General features: G+C 70.6%; 13 protein-coding genes. 4 read left to right on the forward strand and 9 right to left on the reverse strand.

Annotation, left to right across the window (positions count from 1 at the left end):
* The 3 genes from ACQ5DX_RS16810 to ACQ5DX_RS16820 are packed head-to-tail and all read right to left on the reverse strand — an operon-like array spanning position 1 to position 4,520.
* The gene (locus ACQ5DX_RS16810) at positions 1-2,145 is read right to left on the reverse strand and encodes a heavy metal translocating P-type ATPase (RefSeq protein WP_430333666.1); all 2,145 of its coding nucleotides are present in this window, start codon (positions 2,143-2,145) and stop codon (positions 1-3) included.
* Positions 2,146-2,181: 36 nt separating this feature from the next.
* Positions 2,182-3,738, reverse strand: coding sequence for a DNA polymerase Y family protein (locus ACQ5DX_RS16815; RefSeq protein ID WP_430333667.1), 1,557 nt, complete (start codon positions 3,736-3,738; stop codon positions 2,182-2,184).
* Entirely contained in the window at positions 3,735-4,520 is a 786-nt protein-coding gene (locus ACQ5DX_RS16820) for a hypothetical protein (protein WP_430333668.1), read from the reverse strand. The genes ACQ5DX_RS16815 and ACQ5DX_RS16820 overlap by 4 nt, the downstream gene beginning before the upstream one ends.
* 178 nt (positions 4,521-4,698) lie before the next feature.
* Here ACQ5DX_RS16820 and ACQ5DX_RS16825 point away from each other — a divergent pair, with 178 nt between their 5' ends.
* Positions 4,699-5,931 (forward strand): serine/threonine-protein kinase, encoded by a 1,233-nt coding sequence (locus ACQ5DX_RS16825; protein WP_430333669.1) that lies wholly within the window; start codon positions 4,699-4,701, stop codon positions 5,929-5,931.
* Positions 5,932-5,940: 9 nt separating this feature from the next.
* Here the strand turns inward: ACQ5DX_RS16825 and ACQ5DX_RS16830 are convergent, their stop codons facing one another.
* Together ACQ5DX_RS16830 and ACQ5DX_RS16835 are read right to left on the reverse strand one after the other, a co-directional pair.
* Positions 5,941-6,615 carry a response regulator gene (locus ACQ5DX_RS16830; protein ID WP_430333670.1) on the reverse strand — a complete coding sequence of 225 codons (675 nt, stop codon included), beginning with the start codon at positions 6,613-6,615 and terminating at the stop codon, positions 5,941-5,943.
* A 9-nt stretch (positions 6,616-6,624) separates the two neighbouring features.
* Positions 6,625-8,004: a PspC domain-containing protein gene (locus tag ACQ5DX_RS16835; RefSeq protein WP_430333671.1), complete on the reverse strand. Its 1,380-nt coding sequence runs from the start codon at positions 8,002-8,004 to the stop codon at positions 6,625-6,627.
* Positions 8,005-8,108: 104 nt separating this feature from the next.
* On the opposite strand from ACQ5DX_RS16835, the gene ACQ5DX_RS16840 reads away from it, so the two are divergent.
* Positions 8,109-9,401, forward strand: coding sequence for a PspC domain-containing protein (locus ACQ5DX_RS16840; RefSeq protein WP_430333672.1), 1,293 nt, complete (start codon positions 8,109-8,111; stop codon positions 9,399-9,401).
* A gap of 25 nt (positions 9,402-9,426) precedes the next feature.
* Entirely contained in the window at positions 9,427-9,663 is a 237-nt protein-coding gene (locus ACQ5DX_RS16845) for a hypothetical protein (protein ID WP_430333673.1), read from the forward strand.
* A gap of 63 nt (positions 9,664-9,726) precedes the next feature.
* Here the strand turns inward: ACQ5DX_RS16845 and guaA are convergent, their stop codons facing one another.
* From guaA to guaB, 4 genes are all read right to left on the reverse strand, one after another.
* On the reverse strand, positions 9,727-11,298 hold the full coding sequence (guaA, locus tag ACQ5DX_RS16850; protein WP_430333674.1) for a glutamine-hydrolyzing GMP synthase: 1,572 nt from the start codon (positions 11,296-11,298) through the stop codon (positions 9,727-9,729).
* A 42-nt stretch (positions 11,299-11,340) separates the two neighbouring features.
* Positions 11,341-13,092, reverse strand: coding sequence for a GMC family oxidoreductase N-terminal domain-containing protein (locus ACQ5DX_RS16855; RefSeq protein ID WP_430333675.1), 1,752 nt, complete (start codon positions 13,090-13,092; stop codon positions 11,341-11,343).
* Between the two features lie 174 nt (positions 13,093-13,266).
* Positions 13,267-14,406: a GuaB3 family IMP dehydrogenase-related protein gene (locus tag ACQ5DX_RS16860; protein WP_430333676.1), complete on the reverse strand. Its 1,140-nt coding sequence runs from the start codon at positions 14,404-14,406 to the stop codon at positions 13,267-13,269.
* 44 nt (positions 14,407-14,450) lie between these two features.
* Positions 14,451-15,974 (reverse strand): IMP dehydrogenase, encoded by a 1,524-nt coding sequence (gene guaB / locus ACQ5DX_RS16865; protein ID WP_430333677.1) that lies wholly within the window; start codon positions 15,972-15,974, stop codon positions 14,451-14,453.
* 192 nt (positions 15,975-16,166) lie between these two features.
* Here guaB and ACQ5DX_RS16870 point away from each other — a divergent pair, with 192 nt between their 5' ends.
* Positions 16,167-16,571 (forward strand): DUF5319 domain-containing protein, encoded by a 405-nt coding sequence (locus ACQ5DX_RS16870; protein WP_430333678.1) that lies wholly within the window; start codon positions 16,167-16,169, stop codon positions 16,569-16,571.
* The last annotated feature ends 52 nt before the right edge of the window (positions 16,572-16,623 follow it).

Here is a 16,623-nt window from a genome sequence, read left to right on the forward strand (position 1 = left end):
TCACCGAGCGTAGTCGGGCTCCCGCTCGGGAACCGATCGGGTCAGCCGCTGCGGGGTCAGGTTCAGCCGGCGCAGCAACTGTGCGTTGGCCGCCACCACGACCGTCGACGCCGACATAAGGATCGCGCCCACCTCCATCGGCAGCACGAATCCGACGGGCGCCAGCACGCCCGCCGCGAGTGGCACCGAGAGCACGTTGTAGCCCGCCGCCCAGGCGAGGTTCTGCACCATCTTCCGATACGTCGCGTGCGACAACTCGATCACCGAGACCACGGCGCGGGGATCGTCGCTGACCAGCACGACCCCGGCGGATGCGATCGCGACGTCGGTGCCGGCGCCGATCGCGATGCCGACGTCGGCCTGCGCGAGCGCGGGCGCGTCGTTGACGCCGTCGCCCACCATCGCGACCGTGCGCCCCGACGCCTGCAGTTCCTTGACCTTCGCCCCCTTGTCCTGCGGCAGGACGCCGGCGATCACATCGTCGATGCCGAGGTCGTCGCCGACCGCCCGCGCGACGGCGTAGGCGTCGCCGGTCAGCATCACGACCTGCACGCCTCGCGCGTGCAGTGCCGCGATCGCGTCCCGGGATTCGGGGCGGATCTCGTCGGCGAGCCCGAGCGCGCCGATCACCCGGCTGTCGCGCAGGACGTGCAGCACCGTCGAACCCTGCGCCGCCCACTCCTCCGACACCGGCAGCGCCGACGCCCGGTGGCTGTCGAGCATGCCCGGCCCGCCGACGCTGATCTCCGATCCGTCGACGGTCGCGGTCACACCGACCCCGTTGCGGGCCTCGAACGCGGTGGCCTGCGGGATTCGCAGCCCCCGATGGTCGGCGGCCGCGACGATCGCACGTCCCAGCGGATGCTCGCTGTCGCGCTCGACGGCGGCCGCGAGTGCGACGAGGGTGTCCTCACCCACGCCCGGCACGGCGCCGGCCGCGACGAGGGCCGGCTCACCCTTGGTGAGGGTGCCGGTCTTGTCGAACAGCACGGTGTCGACGGTGCGCATCGCCTCGAGCGCACGCCGGTCGGTGATCAGCACACCGGCACGGGCGGCCCGTTCGGTGGCGATCGACACGACGAGCGGGATCGCCAGGCCCAGCGCGTGCGGGCACGCGATGACCAGGACCGTGATGGTCCGGGTGATGGCGTCCTCCGGGGTGCCGAAGATCGACCACACGGTCAGCGTGATCACCGCCGCGACGAGGGCGAACCAGAACAGCATCGCGGCGGCCCGATCGGCCAGCACCTGTGCGCGGGACGACGAACTCTGGGCCTCCGCGACCAGCCGCTGGATCCCGGCCAGTGCGGTGTCGTTGCCGACCGCAGTGATCTCGACGCGCAGCGCCGAGTCGGTCGAGACGGTGCCGGCCACCACCGGGTCCCCGAGCTCGCGGCGCACAGTGCTCGACTCGCCCGTGATCATCGATTCGTCGAGGTCACCGACACCTTCGACGATCCGGCCGTCGGCCGGAATGCGTCCGCCCGGACGAACCATGACGATGTTTCCCGGTGCCAGAGCGGACGTCGGGACGGTGGTGACGGAGCCGTCGTCGCCGATACGCTCGGCCTCGTCGGGCAGCAGCGCCACAAGCGAGTCCAGCGCGCTCGACGCCTGCCCCAGCGACCGCATCTCGATCCAGTGCCCGAGCAGCATGATGACAATCAGGAGCGCCAGTTCCCACCAGAAGTCGAGGTCGTGGCCGAGCACACCGAGACTCGAACCCCACGAGGAGACGAACGCGACGGTGATCGCGAGCGAGATGAGCAGCATCATGCCGGGCTGCCGGGCCCGGATCTCGCTCACCGCGCCGGCGAGGAACGGACGCCCGCCCCACACGAACATGACGGTGCCCAACAGCGGCGAAATCCATTCCACCGCAGCGTTGTCCGGCAACGTGTAGCCGACCAGGTCGGCGAACATCATGTTGGCGCCGACCACCGGGATCGACAGAACCAGCATCGTCCAGAAGAGCCGGCGGAACTGGGCGACGTGATCGCCGTGTCCCGCATGTCCCCCGTGACCGGTATGACCGGCACGACCCGAATGGCCGGAGTGGCCGGAATGGTCGCCGGAGTGCTCACCCGTGTGGTCGGGAGCGTCCGCCACGTGATGATCGTGAACTGCTTCGCCGTGTGGGTCCATACCTGAAGAACGTATACCCCCTATGGGTATACGAGGTTATTCGTAAATGCCTTCCACCCCCCACCTGCCCTCCTCGCAGATCAGAAGCAATGCCCGCGACTCGGCGAGCAGCACCTGCGCACGCGCCGCGTCGCGCGCCGCCGAGGTGTCCCACCACCGCTCGTCCACCGGCCACGGCCCCGCCCAGCCCTGCACGTCCCATTCCCGACTCCCCCACCGCAATCTCGCGGGCGCGGCGGTGAACTCCCCCCGCTCGGTGACATCCACCGCGCCGCCCGAGCGGTCCCGCAGCGTCACCGCGGGAACGTTCGGCAGCACCGTCGACGGCGCCGGTTCGGGCAGCCGCCCCGGCCACGGCGCCGCCGGGTCCGCGCCCGGAACTAGCTCGTCTCCCAAGGGCACCAACGTGATTCGCTCCATCGGGCCACGGCCGCCGCTGAGTACCCCCACCTGGACGGACTCGCCGCCGAGCAGGCCCTGGACCCGGACCAGTGCCCGACGGGCGCGTTCGTCCTCCTCGCCGACACCACCCCACAGCCCCAACTGCAGCGCCCCGGCCGTGACCACTTCGACCGGTTCGAGGCGCAGCACCGTGATCCCGGCCGTGGGCCGGGACTCGCTGCGACCGGTGAGCCAACCGTCCAACTGCCACCGCACCCGGTCCGCGGTGCCCTCCGGCGTCAGCGGCTCGGCGCACCGCCACGTCCGGATCAGATGCTCGCCGTTCCCGGTGCTCGCCGACACCTGCAGCCGGGTGCACGCCACTCCCGCACCGGACAGCTTCGCGTGCAACCGCTCGGCCATGGCGCGGCCGGCGAAGGCCGCCGCGTCGACCCGCTCGATCGGCGGATCGCACCGCTGCTCCACCTCCAGGTCCGGAGGCAGGACGCGGGCCGACGGCGGGCGCTCCGGCTCCCCGCGGGCAGCCCGATGCGCGAGGACCGCGTCGGCGCCGAACCGCGACGCCACGTCCACCGCCGTCAGCGCCGCGAAGGAGCCGACGGTGCGCAGTCCGAGCCGGCGCAACAGATCCACCAGGTCGCCACGCTCCGGCGCGGCGAGACTGGGCTCGGCCGCGATCTCGGCGATCGGCAGCGGGGCCAGGAACCGCGCCCCGTCACCGACGGGGATCAGGGCCGCGTGGCGGGCCGCGATCACGGCGGTGGACAGTTCGTCGGCGACGCCGATCCGGCACTCCGCTCCGGCCGCGGCCACCGCGTCGACGAGCCGCTCGGCCGCGGCTTCCTCCGACCCGAAGTAGCGGATCGCGCCGCGCGCCGCCAGCACCAGCAGCCCCGGACGCAGGATCTCCACGCCGGGCGCCACCTCGTCGACGGCAGTGACCACGGACTCGAACAGTCGCGCATCGCGCTCCGGATCGGACTGCGCCACATGAAGTTCCGGACATCTCGCCTGCGCCTCCCGGCGTCGCAACCCGCGGCGCACCCCCTGCGACCGCGCCGTCGCCGAGCACGCGATCACCCGGTTGGCATGCAGCACCGCGACCGGATCCGTGGCCAGCAGGTCCGCCGCCGCGGCCGCGGCCACCGCGGGCCAGTCCGGACACCACACCGCCAGCACCCGTGCGCTCATCGGGCCACTGCCTCCGGGATCAACTCGACGGCCTCCGGAACCCACTCGACCCGCCCGCAACTCGACCGCACGTCCAGGCGTGCGGTCCTCGGCTGGAACGCCCGCCCCTGCGCCCGCACCGACAGCCGGACCGAACACAGCCGACCGCGTCCACCGTCCACCCCGCGACCCACTCCGTCGTAGCCGCGCACTCGGGCCTCCAACCGGACCTCGGCCCCGCCCCAGTGCCCGCCCGTCACCACCAGCGTCGACTGCCTGCTGCGGGCGCGAGCGACCACGGCGCGGGCCCGCGACGGCGGGACCGAGATCCCGCCCAGCCCGAGCACCACCAGGTCCATGCCGTCGAGCAGCACCGCCGCGACCTCGACGGGGTCCGGCCCGGGGTCCGGCACGAACGCGAGCCTGCGTAACTGGGCGCCCATCTCGGTGGCCGCCAGCACCCCGAGTTTCGGATGTCCGATCACCGCGGCATGCCCACCCGCCTCCGTCACCGCGGCCAACAGCCCCAGCAGCAGCGACGTCGCGCCGGAGACCGAGACCACCGAACCCCGGGTCAGCCCACCGCGTGGCAGGAGTGCGGCCAGCGGCCCGGGGACGGGAAGGACCCGTTCCACGACATCCCCGGCACCAGCCGCGTCCCGGGCGGCCGTCTCGCCACGGGCCGGCACCGCCGCAATCCGCCGGCGCAGGTACTCCAGCCGCTGCTGGCGGGTCAGCCCCGACAGCGGAGATTCGGAGGACGCCGGTGGCGGCGGTGCGGACAGCTGGGCTGGTTCGGTCATATCGACTCCCCGGGAGAACACATGTGCTGGTCTCGGGGCGTTTCGGTCCCGAGGTGTTTCGGCGCGCGGGGAAGACGCGACACACAGATGTTCGAACATGCATTCGAACACCTCCAGTAAAGCTCGCCGGGGGTCAGCCAGTCAAGACGAACGCCGCCGATCCACTAACCTCGAATGCGTGACTGAGCAGGAACGCACCCGATCCGACCGACGAAGCCGAGCGGTCGTCGGACCGGACTTCCTGATGGCAGGCAGATACCGGCTGCGCTCCAAGCTCGGCGGAGGCGGCATGGGTGCGGTGTGGCTCGCACACGACACGCTCCTCGACCGCGAGGTCGCCGTGAAGCAGGTCACCTCCACCACCGGCATGGACGACGAAGCGGCCCGCGAGATCCGGAACCGCGCCCTCCGTGAGGGACGCAACGCCGCGCAGTTGTCCCACGATCACGCGATCGCGATGTACGACGTCGCCGTCGAGTCGGGCGAACCGTGGCTCGTGATGGAGTACCTGCCGTCCCGCAGTCTCGCCGAGGCCATGAATCTCGTCGACACCCTCCCGCCGCGCGAGGTCGCACAGATCGGCACGCAGATCGCCGCCGCCCTCACCGACGCGCACGCGGCCGGCATCCTGCACCGCGACATCAAGCCGGGCAACATCCTCGTCGCCGACCGGGGCGACGCGCTCGGCGTCGTCAAGATCAGCGACTTCGGGATCGCGCGCGCCAAGGGCGACGCACCCAGCGGCAAGCCCGGCGTCATCACCGGCACCCCCGCCTACTTCGCCCCCGAGGTGGCCCGCGGCGACGACCCCACCGAGGCCAGCGACGTCTTCTCCCTCGGCGCCACGCTGTACACCGTCGTCGAGGGGCAGCCGCCGTTCGGACTCGACAGCGATCCGATCGCGCTGCTGCACCGGGTGGCGAAGGCCGAGATCTACCGGCCGAGCCTCAGCGGGCCGCTCACCGACACGCTGCTGCACATGCTCGAACCCGACCCGACCCGGCGCCCCACGATGGCGCAGGCGCGGGACGCGCTCGCCGCCGTCGCGCTCGACGCCGACACCCCCGGACATTCCGAACTGCTGATGGGCGAGCCCGTCAAGACGTCCGACGGCACCGTCCCGCACTGGGCGTACCGCTCGGCGCCGGCCGCGATCCCCCGACGCCGGCTCGGCTCCACGACGGCCACGGATCTTCCTGCAGCGCAGCCGAACACACCACTGAGTTCGGTTCCTCGCCCGGCGGCCGGGCGGGCGTGGCTGCGTCAGCTCACCGAGGGCCTGACCGGCCCGCAGGCGCCGACGGACCTGCGCGGCAAGATCGTCGCCGCCGCCCCGCTCGCGATGGCGGTCATGGTCGGCATCATCGTGCTGGCGTTCGTCGTGGTGCTGATCGTCGCGCTGGCGCTCTGAGGACCGGGCTCAGTCGATCCGACGCCGGTGCGCCCACCGCGTGAGGGCGTTCCTGTTGGACTGCTGAGTCTTTCGCAGCACGTTCGACGCATGCGTCTCGACGGTCTTCACCGAGATCACCAACTCCTCCGCGATCTCCCGGTAGGTGTAGCCGCGGGCGAGCAGTCGCAGCACCTCGAGCTCGCGGGGCGTGAGCGAATCCAGTTCCGGGTCGAGCGGCGGCTCCGGCACACTCGACCGCCCGGTGAACGAGTCCAGCACGAACCCCGCGAGCCGCGGGCTGAACACCGCGTCGCCGCCGGCGACCCGCCGCACCCCGTCCGCGAGTTCGGCACCGGAGATCGTCTTCGTCACGTACCCGCGGGCGCCGGCCCGGATGACCGCGATCACGTCCTCGGCGGCGTCGGACACGCTGAGCGCCAGGCACACCGGGCCCGAGTCGATCCCGCCCAGCACCGCGACACCGCCACCGTCGGGCATGTGCACGTCGAGCAGCACCACCTGCGGGCGCAGCGCGTTGATGCCGGCGATCGCCTCGGCGACGCCACCGGCCTCGCCGACGACCTCCATGTCGGCCTCCCGGCCGAGTTCCGCGCGCACACCCGCCCGGAACACCGCATGGTCGTCCACGAGGAAGACACGGAACTTGTCGGGAGCGGGCGAAGCGGAAGCCGGGAACGTCACGGCCCCAGATTAGGACATGGTGCCGGTCTCGCCCGCGACCTCCTCCGCGGCGGCGGCGTCGGCGGCCGTGTCTTCGAGGTCGTCGCCGACCGGCCGCGGCATGTGGATCCGCACCTCGGTGCCCTTCCCCGGTGTCGACCGAACCTCGACGCGACCGCCGCGCCGCTCGATGCGGGCGCGGATCGACTTCGCCAGACCCTGCCGGTCCTCGGGCACCGAGTCGGGATCGAACCCGACGCCGCGGTCACGGACGAAGATGCTCACCTGGTCGCGTTCGGTCTCGGCATACAGGTCGATGTTCGACACGCCCGAGTGCTTGGCCGCGTTGACGAGGGACTCGCGGGTGGCGCCGAGCAGCGCGGTGAAGGACTCGCGCGACAGCCCCGAACCCGGCTTCCCCTCGGTCTCGAGCGCGACGTCGCCGACGGTCACCGGACGCACCGTGACACCGTGGTGGTCCTCCACCTCACCGGCGATCGTCTGCAGCGCCTCGGACAGGCTCGTGTGCGCTGTCTCCCCGCCACCGAACAGCCACCGCCGCAGTTCCCGTTCCTGCCCGCGCGCGAGCCGGGTCACCTCTTGCGGTGAGTCGGCCTGCTTCTGGATCAGCGCGAGCGTCTGGAGCACGGAGTCGTGCAGGTGCGAGGCGATCTCCTCGCGTTCGTCGTTACGGATGCGCGCGGCGCGCTCCTCCCCGAGCGCCCGCCACAGTTTGAGCCACAGCGGCACGGTGAGCAGGCCCGCCCCGACGAGCGTCACGACGACGGCGAGCAGCGAGGACCGCAGCGCGGCGATGTCGACCTGGGCGAGAATCACCACACCCAGTCCGGTGACGATCAGGGTGATTCCGCCGAGGACCCGGGCCCAGGTCAGCACCGACGGCCGCTGCGGCAGCCCCAGCACCGAACGCGAGCCGTCGGTGTCGAACTCGCGCCACACCAGTGCCGCACCGAGCGCCACCACGATGAACGGCGTCACCACCGACGCGGCCGTCCCGTTGATCAGCCACGCCAGCGCGGCGCTGCCGGCGAGCCCGATGACCGCCAACCCCAGCGCACGCCGACGCTCGTCGGCACTAGGCCGCTCGGTGTCGGTGCCCGCCGGGGTGAAGATCCACAGCAGCGCGTAGGCGACGACGCCCGCGCCAGCCAGTGCGGCCAGCAGCGTGAACGCGACCCGCACCTTGAACACGTCGACGTCGAGATGATCGGCGATCCCTCCGGCGACGCCGCCCACGACGCGGCCCCCGACCCGGCGTTGCAGCTTCGGGTGGAGGGCTTCGTCCGGGATCGGAGCGGGAACCGCCGACAGTCCGGGATTCACCGCCTGGTTCGGGTCGGCCAAAGGTTGCACAGTCCCGATCCTGGCACGAATGCGCCGGTCCGACATCAGGGCCCGACCCTGAGATCCGGGAGCCGCGGGCCGGTGGATCAGGGAAAGATCAGGGTAGTTCCCGATGGTCCGGACCGCGGGGTCGGCGGCACGATTGACGCATGACGACTGGGAGCTTTTCCGATCAGCTTCACGACCTGTGGCGAACCCGCCCGCTGCGACTGCCTAAGCAGGGCCACGTCGCCGGTGTCGCGGCCGGGATCGGCCACCGCTACGGCGTCGACCCCATCCTGGTACGGGTCGCGTTCGTCGTGTCGACGCTCTTCGGCGGGGCAGGCATCATCCTGTACCTCGCCGGCTGGCTGCTGCTCAGCAAGCCCGGCGACCAGGTGTCACCGGCCGAATCGCTGCTCGGACGGGGACGGAGCTCGCAGTCCGGGACCAAGACCGTCGTCCTCGTCGTCGCACTCGCGATCGCCCTGAGCACGATCGGTCCGATCGGCTTCGGCATGGGCGGCTCGGTGTTCATCAGCTTCGCCCTCATGCTCGGTGGGCTGTGGCTCCTCTATCAGCGGCAGCCCGTCCCCCCGGCACTTCCGGCGAGTGTCACGCAGACGATGGCCGGCTACCCGGTCACGCCGTTCCAGACGGCGCAGGCGGGCGCGTACCCGCCGCCGGCCTACAGCCCGTACACGCGGCTGCCCGACCACTACGAACCCACCCCGCCCCGCCAGCAGGACGCCACCGGCGACGACCGCCCGGAGACCGGCGATCCGACGCCGCCCGCCTGGGACCCACTGGGCGTCGCGCCGTTCGCGTGGGATCTACCCGAACCGGCGAGCCCACCCGCACTGCCGGTGGAACCGCCCCGCAAGCGCTCCCGGTTCACGTCGGTGGTCCTCGGCCTGGCGATCCTGGCGGCGGCGGCCGCCGCGGCGGTGTCGGCCGCGGTCGGCTCGGAATGGTTGTCCCCCGGCCGGATCGGCGCGATCTCGCTCGCGGTGATCGGCGTCGGACTCCTCCTCGGCGCCTTCCTGCGCCGCGGGTACGGATTGCTCGTGGTCACGTTCCCGCTCCTGGGATTCGTCATCCTCGCGTCGATCGTCGGACCGATGAACTGGGACGAGACCAAGGTCGGGCACCAGGTGTGGACCCCGAACACCCTGGCCGAACTCGCCCCCGTCTACACGGGCACCGCCGGCGACTTCACGCTCGACCTCACGCACGTCGACCTGACCACGGACCGCGAGGTTCGTGTCGAGGGCAAGCTCGGCAACTACACGGTGATCGTGCCGCAGAACATGAACGTCCGGAGCGACTGCTCGGTGACCGTCGGCGACAAGATTTGCATCGGCGACGGCTACGTCGACGGCGGCGCCGACGGCACCGCCGGACCGGTCCTGACGGTGAAGATCGACAACAAGGTCGGAGAGGTGCGTGTCGAACGTGGCTGAATACGCTGAGAACTCGGAACCCCGCATGAACTCGGAACCCCGCGCCGAGGAGACGACCGAGCAGTCCACCCCGAGGGCGTCCCGGCGCCCGTCGGTGGGTCTGCTCCTCGCCGGACTGGCCGCACTGCTCGTCAGCGTCTGGGCCCTGATCGGGCCGTTCTCGCTCGCACCACTCGCGGACGTCGAGACCCGTTGGCTGTTCGTGATCGCGGCCGTGGCAATCGGCGTGGCGCTGGTGTTCGCGCCCCGTCGCCGCCGGTAACCACCCGGGAACAACGAAGGGCGCCTCGGCCGGATAGCCAAGGCGCCCTTCGTCATTCGGGGATCACTCCCACTCGATCGTTCCCGGCGGCTTGCTGGTGACGTCGAGCACGACGCGGTTGACGTCCGCGACCTCGTTCGTGATGCGGGTCGAGATGCGCTCGAGGACCTCGTACGGCAGACGGGTCCAGTCGGCGGTCATGGCGTCCTCGCTGGAGACCGGACGCAGCACGATCGGGTGACCGTACGTGCGGCCGTCGCCCTGGACGCCGACGCTGCGGACGTCCGCGAGCAGCACCACAGGGCACTGCCAGATCTGGCCATCGAGGCCGGCGGCGGTGAGTTCCTCGCGCGCGATCGAGTCCGCGTGGCGCAGGATCTCGAGGCGCTCCTGCGTCACCTCGCCGATGATGCGGATACCCAGGCCCGGGCCCGGGAACGGCTGGCGTCCGACGATCTCCTCGGGCAGACCCAGCTCGCGGCCGACGGCACGCACCTCGTCCTTGAACAGCAGACGCAGCGGCTCGACCAGCTTGAACTGCAGGTCCTCGGGCAGACCACCGACGTTGTGGTGGCTCTTGATGTTCGCGGTGCCGGTGCCGCCGCCGGACTCGACGACGTCCGGGTACAGCGTGCCCTGGACGAGGAAGTCGACGGTCTCGCCGTGCGCAGCGCTCTCGCCGAGCACCTCGGACACCGCGCCCTCGAAGCTGCGGATGAACTCGCGGCCGATGATCTTGCGCTTGGTCTCCGGATCGGACACGCCGGCCAGTTCACGCAGGAACGTCTCGGACGCGTCGACGGTCACCAGGCGGGCGCCGGTCGCGGCGACGAAGTCCTTCTCGACCTGCTGGCGCTCACCGGCACGCATCAGGCCGTGGTCGACGAACACGCACGTGAGGCGGTCACCGATCGCGCGCTGCACGAGCGCCGCGGCAACCGCCGAGTCGACGCCACCGGACAGACCACAGATGGCCTTGCCGTCGCCGACCTGCTCACGCACCTGCTCGATCAGCGCGTCCGCGATGTTCGCGGCCGTCCACGCGCCGGGGATCTCGGCGATCTCGTGCAGGAAGCGGCTGAGCACCTGCTGACCGTGCGGCGAGTGCAGGACCTCGGGGTGGTACTGGACGCCGGCGAGCTTGCGGGCGCGGTCCTCGAACGCGGCGACCGGCGCGCCGGCGCTCGACGCCGTCACCTCGAAGCCCTCGGGCGCGGCCGTGACGCCGTCGCCGTGGCTCATCCACACCGGCTGCGTCGCGGGCAGGCCGTCGTGCAGGACGCCGCCCGAGACGGTCATCTCGGTGCGGCCGTACTCGCGTCCACCGGTGTGCGCGACGGTGCCGCCGAGGGCGTTGGCCATCGCCTGGAAGCCGTAGCAGATGCCGAAGACCGGGATACCCAGGTCGAACAGGGCGGCGTCGAGCTGCGGCGCACCCTCCTCGTACACGCTGGACGGGCCACCCGACAGGACGACCGCGAGCGGCTTCTTGGCCGCGATCTCCTCGACGGTCGTGGTGTGCGGCACCACTTCCGAATACACCTTCGCCTCGCGTACGCGGCGAGCAATCAGCTGCGCGTACTGGGCTCCGAAGTCGACTACGAGAACCGGCCTGTCCTGCTGGGTTTCTGACACCTGCACAGTCTAATATGCGCAGCTCCGCCGCTTGCCCCGGGACTAGGCGACTCCGGAGCCGGCCCCCTTGTCCTCCTTCTGACCACCCCGGATCTCGACGATCGGCAGCGTCAGCGCGGCCGGCGCACCCGCGGGGACCACCGGCTCGTTCGGCGCGACGGCCGCCAGGCGCTCGTACGAGGCGCCCTGTGCGGGCCGAATGTCCTGCTCACCATTGTTCGGCCACAGCGACGCCGCCCGCTCCGCCTGCGCGCTGATCGTCAGCGACGGGTTCACGCCCAGGTTCGCCGAGACGGCGGCACCGTCGACGACGCTGAGCGTCGGGTACCCGTACACGCGGTGGTACGGGTCGATCACGCCGTGGTCGGCGTCGGCGCCGATGGTGCAGCCGCCCAGGAAATGGGCGGTGAGCGGGATGTTGAACACCTCGCCCCAGGTGCCGCCGGCGATGCCGTCGATCTTGTCGGCGATCCGTCGGGTGGCCTCGTTGCCGACCGGGATCCACGTCGGGTTCGGCTCGCCGTGGCCCTGCTTACTGGTGACCTTGCGGCGTCCGAGGACGCCCCGCTTGGTGTACGTGGTGATCGAGTTGTCGAGGTTCTGCATGACGAGCGCGATGATCGTGCGCTCGCTCCAGTTCTTCACCGACAGCATCCGGAGCATCTGCCCGGGGTTCGCGGCGATCGTCTTAAGCAGCTTCACGAAGCGTGGCGTCGTGCCACCGCCGTCGGTCATGAGCGTCTGCAGCAGGCCCATCGCGTTGGAGCCCTTGCCGTAGCGGACCGGCTCGATGTGGGTGTCGGACGTCGGATGGAACGACGACGTGATCGCGACGCCGTGGGTGAGGTCCATCGCCGGATCGACCTTCATCTTCCCGGCGCCGACGATCGACTCGGAGTTCGTGCGGGTGAGCTCGCCGAGGCGGTCCGACAGCTTCGGCAGCGCACCGGTGTCCTTCATCTTGTGCAGCAGGTGCTGGGTGCCCCACGTGCCGGCGGCCACGACGACATACTTCGCGGTGTAGGTCTTGTGGTTCTTGCGGACCTTCGCGCCGGTGCGGTGCGTGACGACATCCCACGTCCCGTCGGAGGCCTCGTGCAGCGCTTCGACCGTCGTCATCGGGACGATCGTCGCACCGGCCTTCTCGGCGAGCCCGAGGTAGTTCTTGATCAGCGTGTTCTTGGCGCCGTGGCGGCAACCGGTCATACATTCGCCGCACTCGATGCAGCCGGTGCGCGCCGGTCCGGCACCGCCAAAGTAGGGATCCTCGACCGTCTTGCCGGGCTCTCCGAAGAACACACCGACCGGCGTCTGGATGAACGTGTCACCGACGCCCATGTCCTCGGCGACCGACTTGATGACCTCGTCCGCGGGCGTCATGTGCGGGTTCTGCACCACGCCGAGCATCTTGCGGGCCTGCTCGTAATGCGGCGTGAGTTCGGCGTCCCAGTCGGTGATGTCACGCCACTGCGGGTCCTCGAAGAACGACGCCGGCGGCTTGTACAGCGTGTTGGCGTAGTTGAGCGAGCCGCCGCCCACTCCGGCGCCGGCGAGGATCAGGACGTCGCGCAGCAGGTGCACCCGCTGGATGCCGTAGCAGCCCAGCGCCGGTGCCCACAGGAACCGCTTGAGATCCCAGCTGGTCTTGGCGAAGTCCGAGTCGGCGTAGCGGCGCCCCGCCTCGAGCACACCGACCTTGTAGCCCTTCTCGACCAGCCGGAGCGCGGTGACGCTGCCACCGAATCCTGAGCCGACGACGAGCACGTCGTAGTCGGTTGCGCGCTGCTTGCCCATGGGATACCTCCACCGGAGAACCAGATTTGTTACTCGCCAGTATGCACCGCCTACCTGTGACTCGAGCCACAAGGGTGTCCTAACTGTAACCACCGGTCGCACCAACGGTGGCGGATCCCCGAAACACACGTGTGGCCCGGCACCGAGGTGCCGGGCCACACGGGAAGAGGTGGATCAGGCGCGAACGCTCAGGCCGACCTTCTGGAACTCCTTGAGGTCCGAGTAGCCCGACTTCGCCATCGAACGGCGCAGGCCACCGACGAAGTTGAGCGAACCGTACGGGTCGTCGGACGGCCCGTTCAGCACCTGCGCCAGGCTCGGACGCTCGCCGTACGACACCGGCAGCAGCGAACCGCGCGGCATCGACGGGTGCGCGGCGGCGGACGGCCAGAACCAACCGCCACCCGGGGCCTCCTGCGCGACCGCGAGGGGCGCACCGAGGACGGCCGCGTCGGCACCGCACGCGATGGCCTTCGCGAAGTCGCCCGACGTGGTGATGTCGCCGTCGGCGATGACGTGCACGTACCGTCCGCCGGTCTCGTCGAGGTAGTCGCGGCGGGCCGCGGCGGCGTCGGCGATCGCGGTCGCCATCGGCACGCCGATGCCCAGCACCTCACGGGTGGTGGTGGCGCCCTCGGTCGAGCCGTAGCCGACGATCACACCGGCCGCACCGGTCCGCATCAGGTGCAGCGCGGTGCGGTGGTCGCTCACGCCGCCGGCGATGACCGGGACGTCCAGCTCGGAGATGAACGTCTTGAGGTTGAGCGGCTCGCTCTCGCCGTGCGCGACGTGCTCGGCCGAGATGATCGTGCCGTGGACGACCAGCAGGTCGACCCCGGCCTTGATCAGCTCCGGGGTGAGCGCGCGAGCGTTCTGCGGGCTGACCCGGACGGCCGTGGTGACGCCGGCGTCGCGCACCTGCGCGACGGCGGCGGCCAGCAGACCCGGCTGCAGCGGTGCGGCGTGCAGTTCCTGCAAGCGCGCAACCGCGGCGTCGGGATCGACCTCCTTCTCGGCCAGCTCCGCCAGCTCGGCGAGCTTGCCCTCGACGTCGGCGTGCCGACCCCACAGGCCCTCACCGTTGATCACACCGAGACCACCGGCCTTGCCGAGCTCGATCGCGAACGACGGCGACACCAGCGCGTCGGTCGGATGAGCCAGCACCGGGATGTCGAAGCGGTACGCATCGATCTGCCAGGCCGTCGACACCTCCTTGGAGGAACGGGTCCGGCGAGAGGGAACGATGTTGATGTCGTCCAACTCGTAGGTGCGTCGGGCAGTCCTGCCCATGCCGATTTCGACGAGGTCGCGCACGCGCGCCCCTTTCTCGATTGTGTTGTGTGCTTAGCGGAGTGTGCTCAGCGGGCAGCGTAGTTCGGCGCTTCGACCGTCATGGTGATGTCGTGCGGATGGCTCTCCTTGAGGCCTGCCGCGGTGATCTGGACGAACTGCGCATGCTGCAGCTGCTCGATGGTGGCGGAGCCGGTGTAGCCCATCGCCGCACGCAGACCGCCGGTCAGCTGGTGGATGACCTGCGACAGCGGACCGCGGAACGGCACCCGCCCCTCGATGCCCTCCGGAACGAGCTTGTCCTCGGCGAGGACGTCGTCCTGGAAGTAGCGGTCCTTGGAGTACGACTTGCCCTGGCCACGTCCCTGCATCGCGCCGAGCGAGCCCATGCCGCGGTAGCTCTTGAACTGCTTGCCGTTCACCAGGATCAGCTCACCCGGCGACTCGGCCGTGCCCGCGAGGAGCGAGCCGAGCATCGCGGTGGACGCACCGGCCGCGAGGGCCTTGGCGACGTCGCCGGAGAACTGCAGGCCGCCGTCGGCGATGACCGGCACGCCGTGCGCCTTGGCCGCCGCAGTGGCCTCGAGGATCGCGGTGATCTGCGGGGCGCCGACACCGGCGATGACACGCGTGGTGCAGATGGAGCCGGGGCCGACACCGACCTTGACGGCGTCCGCGCCGGCCTCGATCAGCGCCAGCGCGCCGGAGCGGGTGGCGACGTTGCCGCCGATCAGCTGGACGCGGTCGCCGATCTCACCCTTGAGCTTGGAGATCATCTCGAGCACGCCGCGGGAGTGGCCGTGTGCACTGTCGACGATGAGGACGTCGACGCCTGCATCCGCGAGCGTCATGGCGCGGGTCCAGGCCTCGTCGCCGACGCCGACCGCGGCGCCGACCAGGAGACGGCCGTCGCGGTCCTTGGTGGCGTTGGGGTGCTGCTCGGTCTTGACGAAGTCCTTGACCGTGATCAGGCCGGTGAGCTTGCCGTGGCCGTCGACGATCGGCAGCTTCTCGATCTTGTGGCGACGCAGCAGGCCGAGCGCGACCTCGGCGGTGACGCCCTCGCGGGCGGTGATCAGCGGCGCCTTGGTCATCACCTCTGCGACCTGACGGTTCTGGTCGACCTCGAACCGCATGTCGCGGTTGGTGATGATGCCGACGAGCTGTCCGGCGTCGTCGGTGACCGGAAGACCCGAGATCCGGAAGCGCGCGCACATCGCGTCGACCTCGGCGAGCGTGTTCGTCGGCTTGCACGTCACCGGGTCGGTGACCATGCCCGCCTCGGACCGCTTGACAGTCTCGACCCATCCGGCCTGCGCCTCGATGGACGAGTTGCGGTGCAGGACGCCCATGCCGCCGGCCCGCGCCATGGCGATGGCCATGCGCGATTCGGTGACAGTGTCCATCGCGGAACTCACCAGCGGAACGTTCAGGCGGATCTCGCGAGTCAACTGGCTCGAGGTGTCCACCTGGTTCGGGACGACGTCGGATGCCGCCGGCAGCAGCAGCACGTCGTCGAAGGTGAGACCCAGCATCGCAACCTTGTTCGGGTCGTCTCCCCCGGTGTGCACGTGCCCTGCGGAACTACTCATGCGGCTCGGGCCCTCCATGAAGCGTCGATCGATTAAAGGAAGAAGCGGCGGGAGGCGCGACCGTCGTGCGACGTCGTCCGCCCGTCCCTGACCATGGTATCGGCTCGCCCGAGAGGGCACACGGGCGCTCCCGGCGACTCACCGGGCGCTATCAGCTAGCGCAGACCGGGCTGACCTGCGTACCGTGGTCTTGTGCGCGATCAACTGCCTCCCGGTCTTCCTCCGGACCCCTTCGCCGGCGACCCCGCCGACCCGTCCGCTGCGCTCGACGCGATCGAGCCGGGACAGCCGCTGGACCCCCACGAGCGTCTCGCCGTGGAAGAGGACCTCGCGGACCTCGCCGTCTACGAGGCACTGCTCAGCCACCGCGGCATCCGCGGGCTGGTCGTGTGCTGCGAGGACTGCCAGCAGGACCACTACCACGACTGGGACATGCTGCGCGCGAACCTGCTCCAGTTGCTGGTGGACGGCACGGTCCGCCCGCACGAGCCGGCCTACGATCCGTCGCCCGACGCGTACGTGACGTGGGACTACTGCCGCGGGTACGCGGACGCCTCGATGAACGACGCGCTCCACGGCGACAGCTTCGACCTCTGAGGCGCAGCACACAGACGACGACCACGGCCCGGCAAGGAAACTTGCCGGGCCG

This window comes from Rhodococcus sp. ACT016, assembly GCF_050477185.1.
Classification (GTDB): Bacteria; Actinomycetota; Actinomycetes; order Mycobacteriales; family Mycobacteriaceae; genus Prescottella.

What these genes read in the sequence shown, in the direction of transcription:
- ACQ5DX_RS16845 (WP_430333673.1), top strand. Translation starts at nt 9,427, where the DNA reads ATGAACTCGGAACCCCGCGCCGAGGAGACGACCGAGCAGTCCACCCCG.
- ACQ5DX_RS16835 (WP_430333671.1), bottom strand. Translation starts at nt 8,004, where the DNA reads ATGTCGGACCGGCGCATTCGTGCCAGGATCGGGACTGTGCAACCTTTG.
- ACQ5DX_RS16840 (WP_430333672.1), top strand. Translation starts at nt 8,109, where the DNA reads ATGACGACTGGGAGCTTTTCCGATCAGCTTCACGACCTGTGGCGAACC.
- ACQ5DX_RS16810 (WP_430333666.1), bottom strand. Translation starts at nt 2,145, where the DNA reads ATGGACCCACACGGCGAAGCAGTTCACGATCATCACGTGGCGGACGCT.
- ACQ5DX_RS16855 (WP_430333675.1), bottom strand. Translation starts at nt 13,092, where the DNA reads ATGGGCAAGCAGCGCGCAACCGACTACGACGTGCTCGTCGTCGGCTCA.
- ACQ5DX_RS16815 (WP_430333667.1), bottom strand. Translation starts at nt 3,738, where the DNA reads ATGAGCGCACGGGTGCTGGCGGTGTGGTGTCCGGACTGGCCCGCGGTG.
- guaB (WP_430333677.1), bottom strand. Translation starts at nt 15,974, where the DNA reads ATGAGTAGTTCCGCAGGGCACGTGCACACCGGGGGAGACGACCCGAAC.
- ACQ5DX_RS16820 (WP_430333668.1), bottom strand. Translation starts at nt 4,520, where the DNA reads ATGACCGAACCAGCCCAGCTGTCCGCACCGCCGCCACCGGCGTCCTCC.